At 67.3% G+C, this 22,093-nt stretch carries 19 protein-coding genes and 2 tRNA genes; 12 read left to right on the forward strand and 9 right to left on the reverse strand.

Annotated features, from left to right (window positions below; genetic code table 11):
* Positions 1–40 precede the first annotated feature (40 nt).
* A tRNA-Cys gene (locus tag A3OM_RS0111175) sits at positions 41–114 on the reverse strand.
* Positions 115–320: 206 nt separating this feature from the next.
* Between A3OM_RS0111175 and A3OM_RS0111180 the strand changes: the two genes are divergently transcribed.
* The 9 genes from A3OM_RS0111180 (at position 321) to A3OM_RS0111220 (ending at position 10,797) form a co-directional block, all read left to right on the forward strand.
* A tRNA-Asn gene (locus A3OM_RS0111180) sits at positions 321–396 on the forward strand.
* Between the two features lie 364 nt (positions 397–760).
* Positions 761–2,062, forward strand: a complete 1,302-nt coding sequence (locus A3OM_RS0111185) for a glycosyltransferase family 1 protein (RefSeq protein ID WP_157196469.1) — start codon at positions 761–763, stop codon at positions 2,060–2,062.
* 393 nt (positions 2,063–2,455) lie between these two features.
* Positions 2,456–4,660 (forward strand): polysaccharide pyruvyl transferase family protein, encoded by a 2,205-nt coding sequence (locus A3OM_RS0111190; RefSeq protein ID WP_018043846.1) that lies wholly within the window; start codon positions 2,456–2,458, stop codon positions 4,658–4,660.
* A 217-nt stretch (positions 4,661–4,877) separates the two neighbouring features.
* On the forward strand, positions 4,878–6,191 hold the full coding sequence (locus tag A3OM_RS0111195; RefSeq protein ID WP_238254165.1) for a glycosyltransferase: 1,314 nt from the start codon (positions 4,878–4,880) through the stop codon (positions 6,189–6,191).
* A gap of 71 nt (positions 6,192–6,262) precedes the next feature.
* Positions 6,263–7,264: an NAD-dependent epimerase/dehydratase family protein gene (locus A3OM_RS0111200; protein ID WP_018043848.1), complete on the forward strand. Its 1,002-nt coding sequence runs from the start codon at positions 6,263–6,265 to the stop codon at positions 7,262–7,264.
* Between the two features lie 141 nt (positions 7,265–7,405).
* A complete protein-coding gene (locus tag A3OM_RS23840; protein WP_018043849.1) occupies positions 7,406–7,648 on the forward strand; it encodes a hypothetical protein in 243 nt (80 codons plus the stop codon).
* Positions 7,649–7,764: 116 nt separating this feature from the next.
* Positions 7,765–8,091, forward strand: a complete 327-nt coding sequence (locus A3OM_RS0111210; RefSeq protein WP_018043850.1) for a hypothetical protein — start codon at positions 7,765–7,767, stop codon at positions 8,089–8,091.
* A 30-nt stretch (positions 8,092–8,121) separates the two neighbouring features.
* Entirely contained in the window at positions 8,122–8,688 is a 567-nt protein-coding gene (locus A3OM_RS0111215; RefSeq protein WP_157196470.1) for a hypothetical protein, read from the forward strand.
* A gap of 354 nt (positions 8,689–9,042) precedes the next feature.
* Positions 9,043–10,797 (forward strand): outer membrane beta-barrel protein, encoded by a 1,755-nt coding sequence (locus tag A3OM_RS0111220; protein WP_018043852.1) that lies wholly within the window; start codon positions 9,043–9,045, stop codon positions 10,795–10,797.
* 54 nt (positions 10,798–10,851) lie between these two features.
* Here the strand turns inward: A3OM_RS0111220 and A3OM_RS0111225 are convergent, their stop codons facing one another.
* The 6 genes from A3OM_RS0111225 to A3OM_RS0111250 all read right to left on the reverse strand — a co-directional run bounded on the left by A3OM_RS0111225 (position 10,852) and on the right by A3OM_RS0111250 (position 15,807).
* Complete coding sequence (locus A3OM_RS0111225) at positions 10,852–11,445, reverse strand: AprI/Inh family metalloprotease inhibitor (RefSeq protein ID WP_018043853.1); 594 nt, start codon at positions 11,443–11,445, stop codon at positions 10,852–10,854.
* A gap of 160 nt (positions 11,446–11,605) precedes the next feature.
* Entirely contained in the window at positions 11,606–12,859 is a 1,254-nt protein-coding gene (locus A3OM_RS0111230) for a cytochrome P450 (protein ID WP_018043854.1), read from the reverse strand.
* Positions 12,856–14,151 carry an FAD-dependent oxidoreductase gene (locus A3OM_RS0111235; protein WP_245257784.1) on the reverse strand — a complete coding sequence of 432 codons (1,296 nt, stop codon included), beginning with the start codon at positions 14,149–14,151 and terminating at the stop codon, positions 12,856–12,858. The genes A3OM_RS0111230 and A3OM_RS0111235 overlap by 4 nt, the downstream gene beginning before the upstream one ends.
* Positions 14,148–14,390: a ferredoxin gene (locus A3OM_RS0111240; RefSeq protein ID WP_018043856.1), complete on the reverse strand. Its 243-nt coding sequence runs from the start codon at positions 14,388–14,390 to the stop codon at positions 14,148–14,150. Before A3OM_RS0111240 ends, A3OM_RS0111235 begins: the two co-directional genes overlap by 4 nt.
* A gap of 80 nt (positions 14,391–14,470) precedes the next feature.
* Entirely contained in the window at positions 14,471–14,983 is a 513-nt protein-coding gene (locus tag A3OM_RS0111245) for an N-acetyltransferase (RefSeq protein ID WP_018043857.1), read from the reverse strand.
* Positions 14,980–15,807: a DUF3750 domain-containing protein gene (locus A3OM_RS0111250; protein WP_018043858.1), complete on the reverse strand. Its 828-nt coding sequence runs from the start codon at positions 15,805–15,807 to the stop codon at positions 14,980–14,982. Before A3OM_RS0111250 ends, A3OM_RS0111245 begins: the two co-directional genes overlap by 4 nt.
* Before the next feature lie 176 nt (positions 15,808–15,983).
* Here A3OM_RS0111250 and A3OM_RS0111255 point away from each other — a divergent pair, with 176 nt between their 5' ends.
* Both A3OM_RS0111255 and A3OM_RS0111260 read left to right on the forward strand, forming a co-directional pair.
* Positions 15,984–18,104, forward strand: coding sequence for a TonB-dependent receptor (locus A3OM_RS0111255; RefSeq protein WP_085984265.1), 2,121 nt, complete (start codon positions 15,984–15,986; stop codon positions 18,102–18,104).
* Positions 18,105–18,258: 154 nt separating this feature from the next.
* Positions 18,259–18,498: a hypothetical protein gene (locus A3OM_RS0111260; protein WP_018043860.1), complete on the forward strand. Its 240-nt coding sequence runs from the start codon at positions 18,259–18,261 to the stop codon at positions 18,496–18,498.
* 157 nt (positions 18,499–18,655) lie between these two features.
* Here the strand turns inward: A3OM_RS0111260 and A3OM_RS0111265 are convergent, their stop codons facing one another.
* Entirely contained in the window at positions 18,656–19,030 is a 375-nt protein-coding gene (locus A3OM_RS0111265; RefSeq protein ID WP_018043861.1) for a DUF6481 family protein, read from the reverse strand.
* A gap of 214 nt (positions 19,031–19,244) precedes the next feature.
* Positions 19,245–19,454, reverse strand: a complete 210-nt coding sequence (locus A3OM_RS0111270; RefSeq protein WP_018043862.1) for a cold-shock protein — start codon at positions 19,452–19,454, stop codon at positions 19,245–19,247.
* A gap of 671 nt (positions 19,455–20,125) precedes the next feature.
* Here A3OM_RS0111270 and A3OM_RS0111275 point away from each other — a divergent pair.
* Positions 20,126–22,045 carry an autotransporter assembly complex family protein gene (locus A3OM_RS0111275; RefSeq protein WP_051074401.1) on the forward strand — a complete coding sequence of 640 codons (1,920 nt, stop codon included), beginning with the start codon at positions 20,126–20,128 and terminating at the stop codon, positions 22,043–22,045.
* Positions 22,046–22,093: the final 48 nt, after the last annotated feature.

Consider the following 22,093-nt stretch of genomic DNA (forward strand, 5'->3'; position numbering starts at 1 on the left):
CGGGAGCTCTTCCTTGCAAAATAGGGGATCGAGAAAGATTTGGAGGCCTCGCCCGGAATCGAACCGGGGTGCAAGGATTTGCAGTCCTCTGCGTAACCACTCCGCCACGAGGCCTCGGCCACATCCCATCGAGGAAGGAATGGCGCCTCCGGATCGGGCGGGCGATCCGGGGTGACGGGTCTCTTACAGAGCCCGGGCCGGGTCCGCAACGGGGATTCCGCGACAGGAGGCCAAACGGAGGCGAGGCCGTAAACAAAGCCGACAAATATGCGAAGAGGCCTTGCGTCCCGCCAAAGCCGTGTGTAGAGACCCCGCCGTGGTCCCCGATAGCTCAGTTGGTAGAGCAAGCGACTGTTAATCGCTTTGTCGTAGGTTCGAGTCCTACTCGGGGAGCCAAATACCTTCTCCGTTCCCCGGCTGTGCCGGACGAGACGCCGGATGAGGGTGGTGAACCTCTTCTCCCAAGCACTTCCCTTGCCGCCGTGATGCCTGCCATCGAGATCGATGGGGCCGCCTTCGGCCTGACCGGCTATGCGCGGTTGGTGCGATGAAGTAGCCTCGTCCGGCAGTGGGATGAGGTCATAGTTTCGACGCGTCGTGCACGCACTTGGCCACTGCGTTTTTAAAGAGGCGGGGCGTTCCAAACGATGGCGAGAATCGCTGACTCCGGGGGCGGTCAGAGAAGGATGCATGTCATGCGGCGATGCCTGTCCATCGTCGGAACCAAAATGCAGGTTCCATGACGGCTCCGAACATCTTGATGGATTACACGGATCTGGTGTCCTTCTTCAAAAGAGGGCTTCCGATCACGGGGATCCAGCGGGTCGTCTACGAAATCACCAGCGCGATCCAGGCGGACGATCTCGACTGCGTCATCACACCGATCGGCATCACGCCGTTCAAGCGGCGGCTCGCTCCCATCAGCGCTCCGATGCTGGAACTGATCGAGGCGTATGGCCGAACCAACACCGTCCAGGGCCGCTCCCTCGTCGCCAAGGCGGTGGAGGAACTGAGCTATGTCCGCATCTTCAAGAACCAGCCGGCGGCGGCGGCCGACAGTTCCATGCCCCGGTCGGCTCCGTGGCTGGTGATGCTCGGGGCGAGCTGGTCGCGCTCGAACTACGCCGGCATCGTCAGCGCGCTGAAATCCGCCGACATCTCCTGTCGCAAGGCGGTCCTCGTCCACGACATGCTGCCGATCGAGCGGCCCAAGCTCACGTTCCGGTCGGCCCATGCCACGTTCAAGCGCTGGATCGACCTCGTGCTCGAGACGGCGGATGTGATCTTCACGCCGTCCCGCGCCACCGCGGACGCGCTCATTGCCTATCAGGGGTTCGATTGCGGGCGGATCGTGACGCTCAATTTCGGTGTGTCCCAGATCGGCGACAACACCCCGCCGAAGCCGCTGAAGGTCAAGGAGCCCTACATCCTCTACGTTTCGTCGGTGCACCCGCGCAAGAATCACCGCGTCGCCATCAAGGCCTGGTCGCTGGCGTTCAAGGGCAACGAGGAGGCGGCCCCGAGCCTCGTCTGCGTCGGGCACAGCAAGCGCAAGAAGCGGATGATGCTGCGCGCCATCGTCAGGCGGACTCCGCTGGCGCGGAAGCTCCACTTTCTCGCCAAGGTCGACGACCTGGCCCTGCGGACGCTCTACAAGAACTGTCAGATGTTCGTGTTTCCCTCCCGCTACGAGGGGTGGGGCCTGCCGGTGGCCGAGGCCCTGAGCTTCGGCAAGTTCGGCATCGTCTCGAAGACCACCTCCCTGCCCGAGGTCGGTCAGCATTTCGTCGATTATGCCTCTCCCCATCTGACGAGCGAATGGGTCGCCAAGATCAAGGCCTACGCCACCGACCCCGAGTTGCTCCGAGAGAAGGAGCGCGAGATCGACAGGAATTATAGGCCCGCTACCTGGACGGAGACCGGCCGGCAGATCCTGGCGACCCTGCAGCGCGTGGACGACGAGGCCAAGGCCGCCTCTGTCGCCAAGCTCCCCGCTCCGCCGCGCCGCGTCGCGCCGCAGTCGGACGCGGCGCAGCAGCGCGTCCCTCAGACCACGTCGTGATGGCACTCGTCCCCTCCCCGCCTTTCGCCGGCAGGAGCGAGACCGATGGCATCCTGCGGTTTTGCCGATGCCGCGACCTCTCGGCCTGGACACCCCGCGGAATCAGCCTTAATCAGGCGCACCAATGACTTGGGAGGATTGGCGGGCTTGGCATTCAGGCACTCAAATGCAGGATGACCTCGGCGTCCGCCGACAGGACAGGGTCGGCGAACGCGCCGAACTGCCGGGAATATAGTCACTCGAGCGGCGATGGCATTTTTTCGCAGCCCGTATTCTTGGTTGCGGTGGGACGAATACGAGAGCGTCCTGACGATTCTGGCGGATTTGAATCACACCATCACGATACGATCATTGTTTTCGTTTTAGAGAATCCAAGAACCAAGGACGTGATCTATGGCGACATCCATCACCCGGTACGTGCGTGAGAAAGGCGAGATTCCGCTGGCCTGGGCCGGTTCGACCCTGGACATGAACTATCTCAACTTCGGCGACGCTCTGAGCCCGGTGATGATCGCGCTGCTCTCGGGCAAGCCGATCCGCAGGGCGCCGATGAAGTCGTTCGCGCCTCGCCTGTCCTGCGTCGGCACGATCGGCCACGGTTTTGCCAACGGCGAGGTCTGGTTCTGGGGCACGGGCTGCTCCAACTGGGCCAACCCTTCCGCTCCGGCAGCCGAGAAGAAGCCCTTCGTCCCGTCCCCGGAATCGCATTTCACCGTGACCGCCACCCGCGGCCCGGTCTCGGAATCGCTCCTCTCGGCCAAGACCCTCTCGCATGCCGTTCCGTACGGCGACCCGGTCTGGCTGCTGCCTCGATTCTACAAGCCGACGGTCAAGAAGCGCTACAAGCTCGGCGTCATCCTCCACCTGTCGGAACTCGCCAACCGAGAGATGGAGGCGGTGCCGCGCAAGGAGATCGCGCGGTTCCGGATTCCGGCCGAACTCGCCGACGACATCCATCTCATCACGACCGTCACCGAACTGCATGTCGGTGCGCTTCAGTCGAAGATCGACGAGATCCTGTCCTGCGAGCGCATCGTCTCCACCAGCCTGCACGGCATGGTGATCGCAGAATCCTACGGCATTCCCTGCCTGTATTTCGCGCCGAGCCTGAGCAAGGACGGGCTGCAATCGGTGGAGCTCACCCCCGGTGGCGACGTCGACCTGCGCATCGTCGATCTCTATACCGGCCTCGGCCTGCCGAAGATCGACGTCTACAATCAGCCCCGGCCCAAGCCGAGCGACTGGCCCGCGATCATGAAGGCCATCGACAAGAGCTGGTCGCCCAAGACCTTCGATGGCGATGCCCTGATCAACGCCTTCCCGGTCGATCTGAGCCCCATCTCCGCCGCGCCCGGCGAGACGATCTGGGAGCACAAGGCGCTCACCGACCTAAAACTCCGCCACGATGTCGGCGAGTTGAACCGGCTCGACCGCAAGGAATTTCCGGGAGGAGCCAAGGTGGCCGCCGCCCGATTTCCTGACGAATCTCCCAAAGGCGCTCCCAAGGCCGCTGCGAGAGCTGTGGCCGAAAAGACTGTCTCCAAGCCGGCTGGCGAAGATGCTGCGGCGAAGCTAGAAAAAAAAAAGAGCTCCGTCGCTCTCCTGAAGCGCATTAAATCGACCCTGCCGCCCGGTTCGGTGCCCCTGGCCTGGGCGGCCAGTTCGCAGAAATTTCCCTATGCCAATTTTGGTGACGCGCTGAGCGCCGTCATGGTTGCCGCCATCTCCGGGCGCGTCGTGCGGCATGCGGCCTTCGACAGCAATTCCGAGCGCCTCGTTGCGGTCGGAACCATCGGTCACGCCATCAGCAAGGGCACGGTGCATATGTGGGGCACCGGACTCGATGCCCAGCGCTGCCCGGGCAATCCGAACCCGGCGCCCTATCAGCGTCCGGCGGGAACCGAGTTCCACGTCCATGCCGTGCGCGGGCCCAAGACCGGTGCGGTGCTGAGGGCGCAGGGCATCGCGGTGCCGGAGATCTACGGCGACCCGGTCTACCTGCTGCCCAAGTTCTGGCCCATGGACCATGTGGCGAAGACCCATGAGATCGGCGTCATCGTCCACCTGACCGAGCTCGCCTCCCAGGATCCCGCCGCCACCGTTATCGACGTGATGACGCGCTACGGCATCCCCCCCGAGCGCAAGGGCGATATCCGGATCATCAACACGATCACCGAACGCGACGCATCGTCCCTGCGCGCCAAGGTCGAGGAGATCGTGTCCTGCCGGCACATCCTCTCCACCTCGCTCCACGGTCTCGTGATCGCGGAATGCTACGGTATTCCCAGCGCTTGGTTCGCCACCTATGGCCAGGGCGAGGGCCGTGAACTCAAGCTCGACGACGATGAGGAGAGGGTCGATCACCGGGTGCGGGATTTCTATCTCGGCGCCGGTGTGACCCGCCTCAACGCCTTCTGCCTGGAGCGGCGCGCCAAGCCCGAATGGGACAAGGCCGTCGACTGGATCAAGGCCACATGGCGGCCCCTGACCTACTCGCCCCAGGCATTGTTCGAAGCCTTCCCGCTGCCGAAGGCGGTCGAGTTCGAGGCGACCCCCTGGCCGGTGGAGCCGAAGGTGCTCAAGGCGCTGAAGTTCTAGGCGTCCGGCCCCACGGGACGCGTCGCATCGTCGAGGCCACGCGGCGCTCGAGAAGAGGCGAACTCCGTCCTCCTGGAGGCGTCAGCGCCCGAGGAGGAGGAACGGAGTTCGGACGGCACGAGGGGCCGAGCTACCGGCGCGTGAAATCGCATGTGGTCCGAGTCTTTCATTCCTATCGCCAACGACCCCATCGCAGAACCATCCGAGGAAGTCCGGAATGCCTAAAAGTGTGATGTTGGATGGGTACAATCTCGGCCTGGAGAAGGGGACCGGCGTCGCCACCTACGCCCGCAACCTGAGCTACGAGCTGCACGAGCTCGGCTACCGGACCGATGTCCTCTACGGGACCCGCGCATCTCCGGGCCTCGACCCGCTGCTTCGCGAGATTTCGTTCTTCGATCCGGCGGTGGGTATCCCGCCGCAATGGCTGGTGATCCTGCGCTACCTGCGCGACCAGATGACCTCGCCGCTCGGGCGGCGGGCGGTGAAGGTGCCGATCACCGGCACCGTCATCAGCAAGACGTTCGAATCGCGGATGCCGTATTTCGACCAGATCTGGAACAGCGTGAACCTGTTCGACGTCGCGCTCTCCTATTTCAAGACCTACAATCGCACCCTGCGCGTCAGCGGTCTGCGCACGCCCGACATCATGCACTGGACCTATCCTCTGCCGATCCGGATTCCGGGCGCCAAGAACATCTACACCCTGCACGATCTCGTGCCCCTGCGCCTGCCCTTCACCACCGGTGACATCAAGCGGCGCTACCTGCGCCTGATGCGGCGCATCGTGAAGGATGCCGATCACATCGTCACCGTGTCCGAGACCTCGCGCCGCGACATCATCAACCTGCTCGGCTGCCCCGAGCACCGGATCACCAACACCTACCAGTCGGTGGAAATCCCCAAGAAGTTCTCCGAGAAGCCCGAGGACGTGGTCCGCCGCGAGATCGAGGGCGCCTTCGGCCTGCCGTACAAGGGCTACTTCCTGTTCTTCGGCGCCATCGAGCCCAAGAAGAACGTCGGCCGCCTCGTCGAGGCCTATCTCGCGAGCCAGGTCTCGGCGCCACTCGTCATCGTCGGCGGCGCGGCCTGGAAATCGGATATCGAGTTCAAGTTCATCAATCCGGCGACGAACTCGTATCTCGAGCAGATCGACAACATGACCTACCAGCGCGACCGCATCCGGCGGTTCGACTACGCGCCGTTCTCGCTCCTCGTCAGCCTCATCCGCGGTGCCAAGGGCGTGGTGTTCCCCTCCCTCTACGAAGGCTTCGGCCTTCCCGTGCTGGAGGCCATGCTGCTCGGCACCCCGGTCATCACCTCCAAGGAGGGCTCGACGCCGGAAGTCGCCGGCGACGCGGCCCTGCTGATCAACCCCTACGACACCCGCGACATCGCCGACGCGATCCGCGCGGTGGATTCGGATGCGGACCTGCGCGGGCGCCTCTCCGAAATGGGCAAGGTTCAGGCGGCGAAATACAGCCCCGAGATCTATCGCGGGCGCCTCAAGGAACTCTACGAGCGACTCTGAACGGACCTTTCCGGATCGCCGCCGGCCTCGTCGGCAGGCGGTCCGGGCGACGGTGAGGCCTCGACCCGACAATGGCGATTCTCGTGACCGGAGCCGCGGGCTTCATCGGCTACCATGTGGCCGATCGCCTGCTCGCGCGTGGCGAGACGGTCATCGGCATCGACAATCTCAACGATTACTATTCCGTCGCGCTCAAGCGGGACCGGATCGAAGATCTCGCGACGCGCCGGGGCGACGCATTCCGCTTTCTGCCCATCGACTTCTCCGATCACGAGGCCCTGGACAGGGGGCTGGACGAGCATGGGATCGACAGGATCGTCCATCTCGGCGCGCAGGCCGGGGTGCGCTACTCCATCGAGAACCCGCGCGCCTACGTTCAGGCCAACGTGGTCGGTCACCTCAACATCCTGGAATTCGCGCGCCACCGGGGCGTGGCGCACCTCGCCTATGCCTCGTCCTCCTCGGTCTATGGCGGGAATACCTCCCTGCCCTTCCGGGTCGAGGACCGCGTCGACCATCCGGTCTCGCTCTATGCCGCCACCAAGAAGGCGGACGAGTTGATGAGCGAAACCTACGCCCATCTCTATCGCCTGCCCCAGACCGGACTGCGCTTCTTCACCGTCTACGGGCCATGGGGACGGCCCGACATGGCTCTGTGGCTGTTCACCAAAGCCATCTTCGCGGGCGAGCCGATCCGCGTGTTCAACGACGGCGCGATGCGACGGGATTTCACTTACATCGACGATATCGTCAGCGGGATCCTCGCCTGCCTCGACAATCCGCCCCCCGATAACGGCGCGGAGAAGGCCGGCGGCAGCCATGCGCCGCACCGGCTCTACAACATCGGCAACAACACGTCCGTGCCGCTCCTGCGCATGATCGACGTGCTGGAGGAGGCCTGCGGGCGCCCTGCGATCCGCCGGTCCGAGCCGATGCAGCCCGGCGACGTGAGGGAGACCTACGCCGATCTCGGCGCCATCGCCCGCGACCTCGGCTATGTCCCGACGACGCCGATCGAAGTCGGCATCCCGGCCTTCGTGCGCTGGTTCAAGGCCTATCACCGCCTCGGCTGACGCGGCCCGCTTCTGCCCGAGGCGTCGATCCGCCGGCGGGACAGTCGTCATACCCCATATGGGGGATGGCAGGATTGAACGGGATGGTAGGGGTTGCGTGATCCAGGGCCGCGATCTTGACCACCACCATGTGGACCACCGATGTTCATCGATTGCCGCATCACCTACGACCTTCATTCCGATGACCGGAGCCTCGACAGGTGGACGGTCTTCGACACCAAAACCGGTCGACCGGCATGGGTGAAAGGACTGCGGCAGGTCGGGCTTGCCTTCGCCGTGGCCGACCAACTCGTCGACGCATTGAACGCCATGGAGCGCGCCGCACCGGGATCGTCGGTGACCTGGTCGGACCGCTTGAGCGGGCCGCTGCTCGCCCCCGTGTGATCGGCCGGCGGCTCTCGACACGGGACGGCAACGTAACTTGATCAGGGCGAATCCATCTCGTCCCGAGCCCTCCAATGATTTAGGTTGCTGCGTTCGAAAAATCGCGATCTGCGTGCATGGAAAAAGCGCTTGCTCAAGCCATCAAGGGGCTCGGGAAATTCGGACCGGATGGGCTCGTTTTTTCCGTGATCATCCTGGCGACATTTGGAGCCTTGATCGCCCATGTCGATCCAGCCTGGGCCATCGGCGCGGGATGCCTCTTCTGCATCCTGTGGCTCATCCGCAATTTCGCCACGGCGCGTATCGACCTTCAGGCCAGGAAATCCAGCCTCGAACTGACGGCGAAATCACGCGGCGCGCCCATCGCGGCACAGAAGCCGCGCACGAAGCGGATTCCTCCATCGTCGGCCGGTTCGCCGGACCAGCCCCCTCCGCCGCCCTAGCGCCTCCTCCTGTTTGTCAACGCAGAGATTGTGTCATACATCCTGAATATGGTGACCGGCATGCAGGGAACGCCCTTCGTTATCGTCGCGATCTTGGCGCTCACCCTTCTCGTTGCGCGTGAGTTGATCCGCGCGACTCACGACACGCATCGAAAGGCACGTGCCCTGGAGCGAGCAAACGCCGATTTGAATCGGTGTTTCGATGTGACCGAGCGTGCGCTGAAGGATGATCGCGTACCGGATCGCCTCCGAAACCTGTTGCTCGGGCAGGCACATGCATTGTCCGATTTTCAGGCGGGCGAACGAGTGCTGAAGGCGTTCATCGAGATGCTCCATAGCCGCCGTGACGTTCCGTCCCCAGCCGATCATCCCATCGCACTTGCGGTGGAGGAACTGGCCGCTTCGGATCCCCGCTTGGCCGCCGAGTGCCGGTCGGCATTGGTGGACGGGATGTTGGCGCTGATCCTGATCCATGCCGACGCCTTCAGCATTGATGAAGCCGTCGACGAAGCCGTGCATGAGGCAGCGCGAAACCCATTCAGCGTGCCCGCCGATGTATCCGGCATGTTGGGCGGTTCCGGCTTAGCCGCAGCCTGATCCTACGCTGCCGTTCCAGTGAGGTCCGGCCAGGGCGAAGGCCGGCCGCCACCATCGCGGGGGGGACGGAAATCGCCTAGCGACGGCCTCTCCGCGTGGCTTCCACCCACTCGACGATGCGGTCTTAAGACAACGCTAACCCTGTTCTTTTACCACGATGGGGTCGGCGAGGAGCCGTCCCGCATTGGTCTGGCCGCGTCCCGAGGGGGCGCGATCCCCCGGGACGATCTTCGGCCGCCGCGTCCGTCGCGCCGGTCCGGGATGCGCGAAGGGACGTCCGTGAAACATCCCGGGCAGCGGTCCTGTCGCGCGCACCGCTCGAGGCGGGGACCCGCGGAGAGACACTCGTCCGTGATGCGTGCAGGGCCGATCGCAGGATGGCGCAGGAGGGGGCTTCACGGCCTGATCCTGACGGCTGCCGTCGCCCTGCCCGGAAGCCAGGCGGAGGCCCAGTCGAGCCCGACGCCGCGACCCGCCACACCGACCTTCGGCAGCACGAATCCATCCTCGGCCACGGGTGCGGGTAGTACGGGCGGCCCGACCCTGCGCGGCAGCGGTGCCTCCGGCGATGCGTCCACCGGCGCCGCCTCCCCGAGCGAGGGCGCTGTCTCACAGACCGATGACGGTTCGGCCGGCACCCCCGCCCGACGGCGCTCCCTCGCGCCTGTCGCGCGTCCGGCCACGAGCGCCGGCAACAACCGCAATCCCACCGATCTCCTGCGCCTGCGCGCGATCCCGCCGCGCCGCTTCGGCGTGGCGACGACGCGGCCGGTCCGCTCCATCGTGCAGACGCCGCCGCCGGACCTGCGCCTCACACCCGTGATCCGCAATGCCGTCGTCGGTGCGCCGCTGCCGACCCCCTCGCCCGCTCCGCCCCCGGCGCCGTCCCTGACCCTGTTGCCATTGGCCGGAATCGGCACGCCGGGCGCCTTCCTCGGCGCCGCCCTGCGCAGGCCGCTGGGGGTGGACGAGGCCTATGCCCCCCTCGGCATCAAGCTCGGGACCTTCACCTTCCTGCCGGTGTTCCAGCAGAGCGTCGGCTACGACACCAATCCGGACCAGATCACCGCCGACCGCGCCAAGGGGTCGCTCGCCCTGCGCACCGAGGGCGAGCTCGCCTTCCGCAGCGACTGGTCCTCGCATGAACTCGCGGGCGAACTCCGCGGCGGCTATCTCGACTTTCCCGACAACCAGGCCGCCAGCCGGCCCAATGGCGCCGGCACGGTTCGCCTGCGCCTCGACGCCAACCGCAGCACCACCGTCGACGTAGAGACCCGCTTCCTCGTCGAGACGCAGCGGCCGGGCTCGCCGGACATCAACGCCACGCTGTCGAACCGCCCGATCGTGGCGAGCTACGGCACGACGATCGGCGTCACCGAGACGTTCAACCGGCTGCAGGTCTCCCTGCGCGGCCTCATCGACCGGTCGGAGTTCGAGAGCGCGACGCTGTCGAACGGGGCGATCCTGAACCAGAGCGACCGCAACCTGAACCAGTACGGGTTGAGGCTGCGCGCCTCCTACGAGATCTCGCCCGTCATCTCGCCCTTCGTCGATGTCCTGGCCGATACCCGCGTCTACGACCTCCGCACCGATTCCAACGGGATCCGCCGGAATTCCGACGGCATCACGGTCACGGGCGGCGCCCGCGTGGCGCTCACCCGCTTCGTCAGCGGCGAGGTCTCGGCGGGCCTCCAGCACCGGACCTATGTCGATCCAGGCCTGAAGGACCTCACCGCCCCGATCGTCAACGCGGCCCTGATCTGGACGGCGAGCCCGCTCACCACCGTGCGGCTCAACGCGGCCACCGGCATCATCGAGACCGCCGTTCCGGGATCGAGCGGCGTGCTGACCAAGGCGGTGACGCTGGAGGTGCAGCACGACCTCCTGCGCAACCTGTCGATCACCCTGGGCGGCGGCTACCTCGCCAGCGACTACGACCGGGTCAACATCACCGAGCGCGGCTTCTCCGCCACCGCCCGGCTCGACTACCGCTTCAACCGCTGGCTCTCCATGCGCGGCAGTTACATCTACCAGCAGATCGACAGCAGCTCCGCCGGGTCGAGCTTCAGCGCCAATACCTGGCTGCTGGGGCTTCGGGTTACGCCCTGAAACTCAGCTCTGGCAAGACTTTATGCGGGTTTTCTCATGCAATGACATAAGCCCTTACCGCGCCAGGGCGAGCGAGGCGCCGGACTTGGAGAGCGCTCCGTCCAACGCACCCCCACCCTGGCGCAGGCGGGCCGTCACGGTGCCGCCGGGCTGGTAGAGATAGACCTCGCCGTCGCGGTAATCCCAGGCGGTGACCTTCGCCAGATCCTTGTTGGCACAGCCGGAGGCGTTCGCCTTGTAGAGGTCGAGGGCGGGGGCGCTCGACAGGGAGACCTTGCAGGTCGCGCCCGTGGCGTCCTTGGCATTCCAGCTTCCCACCACCGAGGATCGTCCGCTCGACACGATCGGCGGGGCCGGCGGCGGCACGTAGACCGGTTCGGCGACGACCGGGGCCGGCGCCAGAGCCACGTCCGCACCCACCGGAGGCGGAGCGTCGACAGGGGCGGCGCTGGCGCCGGGCGGGGGCGCGAGGGGGGCGGACGTCACCGGGCCGGCGGGCATGGCCGGGGCGACCGGCTCGAGGGCGGCCTGGGCACCGAGGCCGGCGCGGCTGCCGCGGCTCGGCCCGTCGAGGCGCGACGAGCTGCAGGCCCCGAGGCCTGCGGCGAGGGCGACGAGGGCAACGGTCGACAGGAACTGACGCGGCATCGATCTCTCTTCCCGGCGGGGACTTCGGCAATGAACCGTTGCGTCACCGCCAATTGCGCTGACGGCAAGGCAATGCCGCGGGCCTGACAAGGGAAAGGCGCGTCGCCCCGGCTTTTCGGACACGGTGTGGCGGCAAGGCCGCAATCGTGTCCGAGCGAGGTCAGCGGCGGGGTGCCACTCCGTCGANGGNGAGCCGAAGATGCATGGGGCCGCGCAGGGCCGCGCCCGAGCGATAGGGCGGCGGATCATCGATGAGGCGCGGATGGACGAGGCGCTGTGCCAGCGCCACAAGGGCCGCTTCGGCCTCGAACCGGGCGAGCGGCGCGCCCGCGCAGTAATGGAGCCCGCCGCCGAAACCGAAATGGCGGATATCGGGCCGATCCGGGTCGAACCGGTCCGGATCGCGGAACACCGCCGGGTCGCGATTGCCGGAGGCGAGGAGGAGCACGATGTCGGCGCCTTCCGGGATGGTGGTGCCGGTGATGTCGATGGCGCTCAATGCCCGCCGCGTCCGGAAATGCACCGGCGGGTCGTAGCGCAGCATCTCCTCGATGAGGCGCGGTGCGAGGTCCGGCTCGCCGGCGAGCCGCGTGAGGATGTGGGGGTGTCGCACCAGAGCCAGCATGCTGTTGGCGATGAGGTTCACGGTGGTCTCATGGCCGGCCACCAGCAGCAGGATGGCGGTGGCGATGAGGTCGACCTCGCCCATCCCCGCTCCACCGTCCTTGCCCGATTCGCCGCTCATGCCGGACAGCATGTCGTCCTGCGGGTGCCGGCGCTTCTCCTTGATGAGGCCGCGCATGTAGGTGGAGATTTCGTCGAAGGTGGTGATGTTCTTCGCCCGTGCCTCCTCATTGCCGAGGTTGTCCGGTTCGAGGGCCGAGGCGAGCTGCGTCGCCCAGCCGTGGAATTGCGGCTCGTCCTCCGGCGGCACGCCCAGCATCTCGCAGATCACCGTGACGGGAAGCGGATAGGCGACGTCGCAGACGAGATCGAAGCTCGTCGCATCGCTCTGCTTGTCCAGGAGATCGGCCACGAGGTCATGCGAGCGTCCGCGCATGGCATGGACCCGCTGATGCGTGAACTGCCCCATCACGGCCATCCGCAGCCGGTCATGGTCCGGCGGATCGCGGAAGATGAACGGGCGATGGGTGTTTGTGACGTGATCCTTGACCGGGTTGACGATCCAGTCCGAGAGGGGGTTGCCGGTCCGCGGGCGTTGGCTCGGCGGCAGGGTCTCCGAACTGATCCGCGGATCGTGCAGGAGGCTCGTGATCGCCGCATGGGTCGAGACCACATAGGTGCCGTCGTCCTGGCGCGAGACGGGCGTCTCGCGCAGGCGGGCGTAGAGCGGATAGGGATCGGCCCGGTTGGCCTCGTCCTTGACCGCCTCGAACAGGAATCCGGCCTTCATGACGATGTCCGTTCCTCGGGAAAGCCCGGCTGCAGCACCGCGAGACCGTGCAGGTCGACCCCGACGCGGATCGGTGGGAACGGGGCGCGCGCTGCGATCTGCTCGGCATAGGCGGGGAGCCAGCGCCCTGAATCGAAGGACAATGCGGCGATGCAGCGTCCCTTGGCGCCATAGACGACGACGAAGCGGCCCTCCTTCGGGCTTCCCTGCGCGAAGACCATGGCATCCGCCCCCTCAGTCAGGCCCACCGACTTGATGGTGACGCCGCCCTGGGACGACCAGAAGGCGGGCATCTCGGCATAGGCCGCGCCCGTGGCCGCTCCTGCCAGGAGGCGCCCGGCATGCTCGCCCTGGGCCACCGCGTGGCCCCAATGTTCGAGGGCGACGGGACGTCCGTCGTAGAGCGGATGGGGAAACCGTGCCACGTCGCCGGCCGCGGCGATGACCCTGTCGGGGCGTCCCTCCATGTCGAGGACGTAACCGGCCTCGTCGCAGAGGACGCCGCCTGGGCCGGCATCGAGCCCGGAACCGCTCAGCCATTCGGTGTTGCGCACCGCGCCCAACGCCACCACCACGAGGTCGGTTTCCACCTCACTGCCGTCATCGAGAATGGCCCGGACCACCCGGCCCGACGCATCGCCTTCGAGCCGCGCGACCTTGGTCCGGCTGCGCAGGTCGACGCCGAGAGCTCGGTGCAGGGCGGCGACGATCTCGCCCACCGGCTGCCCGAGGATTCTAGCGAGGGGTGCCGGTCCCGGATCGATCAGGGTGACGGCATGATCGAGGGCCCGGCAGGAGGCCGCGACCTCGCAGCCGATGAAACCCGCGCCGATGATGAGGACGCGCTTCGGGCCGGCGGCGAGCGCCCGCCGGAGGGCGGCGGCATCGTCGCGCCCGCGCAGGGTATGGACCCCGGCAAGGCCCGCCTCAGTCGGATTCGACCAGGGTCGGGCGCGCGATCCGGTGGCGATGAGGAGCCGGTCGTAGGACAGGGTCGCGCCATCGGCGAGGCGGACCTCGCGGCCCTCCCGGTCGAGGCCTATGGCGGCGACGCCGAGCCGCCATTCGGCATCCAGGGCATGGAGGTTCGGCAGCGCGGTCGCCTCGGGCGCGATCTCGCCGGTGAGGGCGGCCTTCGAGAGCGGCGGCCGGTCGTAGGGTCGGTGCGCCTCGTCGCCGACGAGGGTGAGGCGGCCGGCAAAGCCCGCCCGGCGTAGGGCCTCGGCGCCGCGCAGGCCCGCGAGGGAGGCGCCGACCACCACCGCATGTCCTTCGGCATTCATATTTTTCATCGGCCTTGCCGCTCCGGGTCCTCGACGCGGATCGCCTGGACCGGACAGGACACCCGCGCCCGCTCGATGGCGAGACGGTCGGATGCGGAGGGCGCGGGGTCGTAGAACAAAGCCTCGCGCCCATGCAGCACGAAATGCTCCGGCGCCGCGTAGCAGCACTGGGCGTAGGCCTGGCATCGGTTGAGATCGACGGTGACGCGCAGGGGCGAGCCGTTCGGCGGCGGGGAGGGATCGGGCATGGGGCTCGCTGAGGGAAGCACCCGACAAGGTTTCCCGCGTGCCGAGGTTCCGTCGCGAGCGCAAAGGTCGCGCGTGCGCTTTACGACGCGTCGTCGGCCCCGAGCTTCCTGTGCATCACCAGGGCATCGACCAGCCCGAGGCCCGGATGCCGGAACGCCTCGGGCAAGCGGGCGATCCGCGAGAAGCCGAGGCTCTCCCACAGGGCCACCGCGCGGGTGTTGCTGGCGACGACGAAATTGAACTGCATGGCGAGGAAGCCCTGGCGGGTGGCACCCTCGATCGCGTGCCGTCCCATGGCGCGGGCGATGCCGCGACCTACCGCATCGGGATGGGTCATGAACCCGGCATTGGCCACATGGGCTCCGCCGCCCTGCTGGTTCGCCTTCAGCATGTAGGTGCCGAGCACCCTGCCCCCGTCCAGGGCGACGAAGACTTGGTTTGCCGGGGCGAACCAGTAGGCCAGCATGGCCTCGCGCGAGCCGTCGCGGGGCAGCGCATAGGTCTCGCCGGCCCGGATCACCGGCTCGAGGATGGACCAGATCGCATCGGTGTCGCCGGGCTCCGCCGGGCGGATGAGGAGGGGTGTCGTCATGCCGTTCCGATCCTGCCCCAGCCGGGAAGTTTGATCGCGGGGCGGCGCAGGTCGAGCCCCGCGACGAGGCCGAGGAGGTTCAACTCGATGCCCTCGACCCAGCCGACGGTGAGCCCGGCATAGCCGCTGAAGGTCAGCCGGATGCCGGTGCCGCTCGGCGTCCGCTCGACGATGCGGCCCGGCGGCGCCCAGTCCTTGCCCAAAGCCGTCGGCGGCAGGATCGCCTGCGCCTCCGGAAGGCGGGCCAGCACATGGGCGGTGAAGCTATTGGAGTTCGGCCCGGGCCAGGCCTGATAGGTGCCGAGCGCCCGGTAGGGATAATCGGCCACCGCCGCGCGGATCGACGGGATGGCGCGGGCCGCATCGTCCCCGTCGAGGGCGAGGACGGTCTGCGGATCGTTGCCGAACCAGCGTCCGTCCGCGGCCCAGCCGTCCGTGCGGACCGGCATCCCCCAGCCGACCACGTCGTAGCGGGTGTAGCGGGCGGCGCCGTCCGGCTTCACCACGATCCAGCTGTGATGGGCGAAGATCCCCCGCCAGCGCCCGACCCGCGCCGCATAGACCCGGACGAGTGCCGGGTCCGACGCTTTGGGCGGGCGCAACAGCCCGGCGCTCGACCAGTCGGCCACCGCCCAGTCCGCCGCGCCACCGCCCCGCGCCATCCACCACAGGGCATGGCTGCCGAGCGGCAGAAGAAACAGACCGAGCAGGAGGAGGCAGAACACGCGAAAGATCGCGCCGAGGAGGGACAGGGAGATCACGACGGGGATCTTTGCCCGCGCGAGGCCGCGCGCAAGCGCTGCCTTCGTCGCATCCACACTCATCGCTCGCCGCCGACCGTTTCGGCGATGATGCGCATCGGCCACAGTCGGGTTTCAACCGCGACGCGGACCATATCTCCCCTTGCCGCATGAAACGCACTCAGCAATGAAACATTATAACATAGTGATTTCGGGGCGTGATGCAGATGAGACGATCGAGGATCTGGCTGGCCGGGACGATGCTGTCCGGTGCGGGTCTCACATCCGGCGCGATGATCGCCCCCGCCGCGGCCCAGCAGGCCGAGGCGACGCTCTCGGAACTGAGCGTGACGTCCGCGAGCCCGATCCTCCCCGCCCCCGGCCCTTCCGCCGCAGGGGGCTTTCCCACCGGTGTGCTGCCGGTCGTCGGCGACAGCCTCTCGCCCGTCACGGTGGTCACCCGCTCCGAGATTCAGCGCAACCAGCCCCGCACCCTCGGTGACGCCCTCTCCGACCGCCCCGGCATCTCGTCCTCGACCTATGCGCCCGGAGCGGCTTCGCGGCCGATCATTCGCGGCCTCGACAACGCGCGGGTGCGGATCCAGGAGAACGGCATCGTCAATGGCGGCGTGTCCGATCTCGGCGAGGACCATGCGGTGCCGGTCAACCCGCTCACCGCCGACCGGATCGAGGTGATCCGCGGCCCCGCGACCCTGCGCTACGGCTCGGGCGCCATCGGCGGCGTGGTCTCGTCCGAGAACAACCAGGTGCCCACCTTCATCCCGGCCCGGGGCGTCTCCGGCCAGGTCACCACCGGCTATTCCAGCGTCGATAACGGAAGGCTCGGCGCGGCGAGCGTCGATGCCGGGGCCAACGGTATCGCGGTCCATGCCGACGGCTTCAAGACGGCTACCGATTCCTACGCCATTCCCGGCGGCATCCAGCGCAACTCGGCCACCGAGACGCAGGGCGGCTCCATCGGGATCTCGGCCATCGGCGATCGCGGCTTCGTCGGCGTGTCGTTCAGCCACTACGAGGCGATGTACCAGATTCCCGGAGGCGACGCGGAGGAGGCCCGCACACGGCTGACCCCGAACCAGGATCGCGTGCTCGCCCGTGGCGAGTATCGGCCGCTTCAGGGGCCGTTCGAGGTTCTCCGGTTCTGGGCCGGCGGGTCGGTCTACCGCCATGAGGAGATCGGTATCGCGCATGAGGGTTCCGGGGGGGCGAACGGCCTAGAGGGCGTGCAGGCGATCTTCAAGAACCGCGAGGTCGAGGCCCGGTTCGAGGCGCAACACGTGCCGGTCGTCACCGCGCTCGGCACCCTCACCGGCGCTGTCGGCCTGCAGACGGGCCGGCGCGTCCTCAATTCGCAGCTCGAAAGCTTCCTGCCGGCCACGGAATCGCGTTCCCTCGCCACCTACCTGTTCGAGGAACTGGCGGTCGGGGGCGGCCTGCGCTTCCAGGCGGCGGGCCGCATCGGGAACGACCGGCTCAACAGCACCGCCACGCTGTTCCCCGCCGACTTCCTGCCCAATGGCACGGATCCGTCGAGCTCCGCGCTGACGCGCCGCTTCGCCCCCAAGAGCCTCAGCTTCGGCGCGCTGCAGGACCTGCCCTACGGGTTCGTGGCGAGCGTCAATGGCTCTTATGTCGAGCGCGCGCCCACCAGCTACGAGCTGTTCTCGCAGGGGCCGCACGATGCCACCGCGACCTTCGAGATCGGTGACCCGACCCTGAAGCTGGAGCGTGCCCGCACGGTGGAGCTCAGCCTGCGCCGGGCCGAAGGTCCCCTGCGCCTCGACGCCACCGGATACGTCACGCGCTATACCGGCTTCATCTACCGCCGGGATACCGGCAACCGCTGCGACGACGATTTCGCCTCCTGCGGCAGCGGCGACGAGTTGCGCCAGATTGTCTACTCACAGGCCAACTCGACCTTCTACGGCGCCGAGATCGGCGCGCAGCTCGACATCCTTCCCGTCGGCGACGGCTGGGCCGGGATCGAGGCGCAGTACGATTTCGTGCGGGCGCAGTTCGACGACGGTTCCTACGTTCCGCGGATCCCCCCCCATCGCCTGGGTGGCGGTGCTTTTCTGCGGGCGAATGGCTGGTTCGGCCGCGTGAACCTGCTCCACGCCTTCGACCATACCGAGATCGCGCCGTTCGAGACACTGACGCGGGGTTGGAACGATCTGCGCGCCGAGCTGGCGTATACGCAGTCCCTCGATCCGGTGATCTACGGTGCCAGCGAGGTGACGGTGGGGCTCCAGGGGCGCAACCTCCTGGATGACGACATCCGCAACTCGGCCTCGTTCAAGAAGGATGAAATCCTGCTGCCCGGCCGCAACGTCCGGCTGTTCCTGACGGCCCGGTTCTGAAGCCGGTCCCGGTCCCGTCAGGGGACCGGAACGGTCCGGCGCCGGACCGTCGCTCGCCGTGTCGGACAGTTAACTGCCCGCTCGGCGGCAAACCGTGCTAGAACACGGCCAACCCCGCACGAACCCGTGCCCTGGGCAACTCCATGAGGCCCAAGTGGCGAATGCGTTCAAGAGTGGTGCGTCTCAGTCGCGTACCACCAACGATTTCAACGAGCGGGCCAAGCAGCTCTCCGAGCGTCTCGGCGCCATCGAGAAGCCCGCGCAGATGAAGCGCGGCAACGCTCCGCGTCGTTCGTTCAAGGCCGGCCCCCGCCCCGAGGCGGATACGGAGCCCAAGGGCGAAGTCGAGACGACGTCCGAGAAGGACGAGGGCGAAGCCGAGAACGAGGCCTGACACAGGCGCTCTCGCCCGACTTCGGCGTGAGCCTCGGCGACGACGCGAAAGGGCCCGGATAGAAGCACCGGATACGAGATCCGGTACAACCATCCGAGCCCTTGGCGGTCATCGAGATGACGAGGCCTCCCTTGCGAGGGATGGCCCATCCAGGCCTTCAGCGACGGGCCTTGGCCTTGCGAGCGGCATAGCGCGCATCGCGCTGGGCCTTCTTCTCGGCCAGGTCGATCGCCTTGCGCTCGGCGGCGAGACGAGTCTCTTCCTCTTCGCGGGCGATCTGGGCGGCGAGTTCCGCCTCTTCGCGAGCGCGCTTCTCCTCGGCAGCCTTCTTTTCGGCGGCGATGCGGGCGGCTTCGCGTTCGCGAGCCCTCTCGTCCCGGGCACGGGCGATTGCGGCGCGGGCCTGGGCCTTGGCAATCATTTCCGGGTCATCCGCCGGGGGACGGGCCTTGAATTTTTCCAGCAGCATCTGCTTGGCGCTGGCGGAGTTCTTACGGCGGTCGTCGAAATTCCTGTAGTCGAAGGCGCTCATCTGACCTTTCTCGGGTGGTGCGTCTCGGCCCGTTCCGCGAGCGGAAGCGCGCGGCGCTGAGCCTTGCTGTGAATCATCGAAGGACGGAATCGAATCGGATAGCCCAATGACTCACGATTCGGCCGGAATCAACTGAAGCCGCCCATGGCAGGGCGGCTTCTTATGCATGTGTTGAACAAAGGCCTCACCGGGAGGGCCCTCGTTCGTCCAGGCCTCAGGCCGCCTGGAGGTTGCCGGCGGATTGCTTGCCGGTGCGGCGGTCGTTCTCGATCTCGTAGGACAGCTTCTGCCCCTCGATGAGGTTGCGCATGCCGGCGCGTTCCACGGCCGAGATATGGACGAACACGTCCTTGCCGCCGTCATCCGGTTGAATGAAGCCGTAGCCCTTGGTCTCGTTGAACCATTTCACGGTGCCCGTGCTCATGGATATGTCCTTCTCGCCGTCGGGAGGAACGCGATTGCAGGGGTCGCGCCCTCGTCTCGAATAAAGTGTGGAGGAGCCTCTCGGGCCGCGGTTACGCTACGCGCAGCCGACAGGGCGCAGGGTCTCGGAGATGCGATGGGATCGAAGCGACGGCCCGCGGCAGTTCTGCAGCGACTGCTGGGCGTGCGACCCGGAATGAACCGGCGGGGGATCGTTGAAGACAAGGTCCGATAGGTGAAAGTTAGGGTGCCTGCGATTCTCAGACAAGGCTCCCGGCCGTTCCGGGTTCCCGACATGGCCTGCGATTTCCATCGCGAAAGCGAGCCGACTGAATGACGGACGGGTTCTGCGGCGCGGACATGACGGGGCCGGGCTGCGGCACTGCCTGTGGTTGCCCTCGCCGGGGGCGACGGCTAGGCTTGCCACTCTGCGACATGGGGCGAGGAACGACCTTAACGACCCGGTGAGGGGTCGTCACGGAAGGTTGACCGGCATCGAAGCGGGGGCGGGATGACGGAATCGAAGGTGGGCGGACGAACCGTCGGGGTTGCGCCGTGGCGGATCATGAGGGCGGGTCGCGCTTCGTGATGTCGGGCATGCAGAATTCCAAAGGCAGGGGTTTGAGACACGGTTGCGCGGGCGTGGCCCTGGCCGTCCTCGGCGGCGTGTCGATGGCCGCCCTCGCCTCCTCCCCGGCCGTCGCCTTCGACCTGTTCGGCCTGTTCGGCTCCGAGGAGGAGCCGCCGGCGCCCAGCCGCGAGACGCTGCCCTATTCGGTGAAATTCCAGGGGCTCGAGGACGACGACGTTCTACAGGCCCTGCAGGACACCTCCACGCTCTATCGCCTGCGCCAGGACGCGCCGCCCGATGGCGAGGGCATCGTGCGGCGGGCGGAGGCGGACCTTCGCCGCCTGTCCGACGTGCTCTCCGGCTACGGTTACTACCAGGGCAAGGTCGCCATCCGCATCGACGAGGTCGAATTGTCGGGCGAGGCCTCGGTGGCGGCTGCGGCGCGGGCCGCCGAGGGCGGCCGGAACCGGGCCTTGGTGCCCGTGAAGATCGTCGTCGATGCCGGTCCGCTCTACAAGCTCCGCACGGTGGCGGCTTCCGATCCGCGCGGCAACGATTTCCCGTCCGAGGTGCTGCCCGAGCGTTTCGTCCGGGTGGGCGACGACGTCCCCGCCCGCTCGGCCACCGTGCTCGCCCGCGAGGCGAAGATCGTCGATCGCTTCCGCGCCCTGGGCCATCCCTTCGCCAAGGCGGTCTCGCGCGATCCGGTGGTGGATGACGCCGCCCATGTCATGGACGTCCGCTTCACCATCGATCCCGGCCCCATAGCGGGGCTGGGCGAGGTCGCCGTGCGCGGCACCACCGGGCTCGATCCGGCGGTAGTGCGCTCCTTCATCTACAGCGAGCCGGGCGACCCCTATTCGCCCAAGGCCGTGGCCGACATTCGCCGGTCCGTCGCCAAGGTCGAGGCGCTGGGCTCGGTCCGGGTGCGCGAGGGCGAGGGCGAGGCGCTCGACGCGCAGGGCAACCTGCCGATCTTCGTCGACGTGACCGAGCGCGACCGCAACCTGATCGGGGTCGCGGCCCGCTACTCCACGGTCGATGGCCCGGGCATCCGTGCCTATTACGCCAACCGCAACCTGTTCGGCGGCGGCGAGACCCTGCGGCTCGACGCCGACATCTACTATCTCGGCAACGACCTCTACGCTGCGCAGCGCAAGGCCGCCGGGATCGATTCGAACGGCTTGGGCGGCCGGGTCTCGGCGACCTTCGTCAAGCCGGCCCTGTGGGGCACGCGCAACGATCTCGTGGCCAATGTCTTCGCGGGCCGCGAGGCCCAGCAATCCTACGTCTCGGACGCGGCCGGCGGCACGATCGGCATCCGGCACCGGTTCTCCGACACGTTCTACGCGCAGATCGGCATCGACGGTCAGGCCGGTCGCTCGCAGGACGCGCTCGGCAAGGTCGATTACCGCCTCGTCGGCGTACCGCTGTCGGTGGCCTACGACTCCACCGACAACCTGCTCGATCCGACGCAGGGGTTCCGGGCCACCGCCTCGGTGACCCCCTATGCCGGGTTCCTCGGCTCGGATCCGTCGATCTTCGTCGCCAAGGCGCAGGGCTCGACCTACTACGCCATCGACGACGAGGCCCGCTACATCCTCGCTGGCCGCATCGGCTTCGGTTCGATCTCGGGCGCGAGCCTCGAGGACATCCCGGCCAATATCCGCTTCTTCGCCGGCGGCGGCGGCTCGGTGCGCGGCTTCCCCTACCGGACGCTGGGCCCGCGCGGGCCGTTCAACCTGCCGGTGGGCGGGCGCAGCCTCCTCGAAGCGTCGGTGGAGGCGCGGGTCAAGATCACCGACACGATCGGGGTCGTGCCGTTCTTCGACGCCGGCACCGCCTTCGAGGGCAGCCTGCCGGATTTCGAGGAGCGCATCCGCTACGCGGCGGGCCTCGGCCTCCGCTACTATACCGGCATCGGCCCGATCCGCGTCGACGTGGCGTTCCCCCTCGACCGCATCAAGGGGAACCGCGAGCGTCCCGTGGCCCTGTACATCAGCCTGGGGCAGTCGTTCTGATGGAATTTTTCGGACGGGTTTCCGGTCGGTGCGCATCGACCCTCCCCC

Source organism: Methylobacterium sp. 88A (genome assembly GCF_000376345.1).
In the GTDB taxonomy this organism is placed as follows: domain Bacteria; phylum Pseudomonadota; class Alphaproteobacteria; order Rhizobiales; family Beijerinckiaceae; genus Methylobacterium; species Methylobacterium bullatum.

Coding starts and splice junctions, on each gene's coding strand:
- A3OM_RS0111185 (WP_157196469.1), top strand. CDS start 761: ATGGATTACACGGATCTGGTGTCCTTCTTCAAAAGAGGGCTTCCGATC.
- A3OM_RS0111190 (WP_018043846.1), top strand. CDS start 2,456: ATGGCGACATCCATCACCCGGTACGTGCGTGAGAAAGGCGAGATTCCG.
- A3OM_RS0111195 (WP_238254165.1), top strand. CDS start 4,878: ATGCCTAAAAGTGTGATGTTGGATGGGTACAATCTCGGCCTGGAGAAG.
- A3OM_RS0111200 (WP_018043848.1), top strand. CDS start 6,263: ATGGCGATTCTCGTGACCGGAGCCGCGGGCTTCATCGGCTACCATGTG.
- A3OM_RS23840 (WP_018043849.1), top strand. CDS start 7,406: ATGTTCATCGATTGCCGCATCACCTACGACCTTCATTCCGATGACCGG.
- A3OM_RS0111210 (WP_018043850.1), top strand. CDS start 7,765: ATGGAAAAAGCGCTTGCTCAAGCCATCAAGGGGCTCGGGAAATTCGGA.
- A3OM_RS0111220 (WP_018043852.1), top strand. CDS start 9,043: ATGCGTGCAGGGCCGATCGCAGGATGGCGCAGGAGGGGGCTTCACGGC.
- A3OM_RS0111225 (WP_018043853.1), bottom strand. CDS start 11,445: ATGCCGCGTCAGTTCCTGTCGACCGTTGCCCTCGTCGCCCTCGCCGCA.
- A3OM_RS0111235 (WP_245257784.1), bottom strand. CDS start 14,151: ATGAAAAATATGAATGCCGAAGGACATGCGGTGGTGGTCGGCGCCTCC.
- A3OM_RS0111240 (WP_018043856.1), bottom strand. CDS start 14,390: ATGCCCGATCCCTCCCCGCCGCCGAACGGCTCGCCCCTGCGCGTCACC.
- A3OM_RS0111245 (WP_018043857.1), bottom strand. CDS start 14,983: ATGACGACACCCCTCCTCATCCGCCCGGCGGAGCCCGGCGACACCGAT.
- A3OM_RS0111250 (WP_018043858.1), bottom strand. CDS start 15,807: ATGAGTGTGGATGCGACGAAGGCAGCGCTTGCGCGCGGCCTCGCGCGG.
- A3OM_RS0111255 (WP_085984265.1), top strand. CDS start 15,984: ATGCTGTCCGGTGCGGGTCTCACATCCGGCGCGATGATCGCCCCCGCC.
- A3OM_RS0111265 (WP_018043861.1), bottom strand. CDS start 19,030: ATGAGCGCCTTCGACTACAGGAATTTCGACGACCGCCGTAAGAACTCC.
- A3OM_RS0111270 (WP_018043862.1), bottom strand. CDS start 19,454: ATGAGCACGGGCACCGTGAAATGGTTCAACGAGACCAAGGGCTACGGC.
- A3OM_RS0111275 (WP_051074401.1), top strand. CDS start 20,126: ATGGCCGCCCTCGCCTCCTCCCCGGCCGTCGCCTTCGACCTGTTCGGC.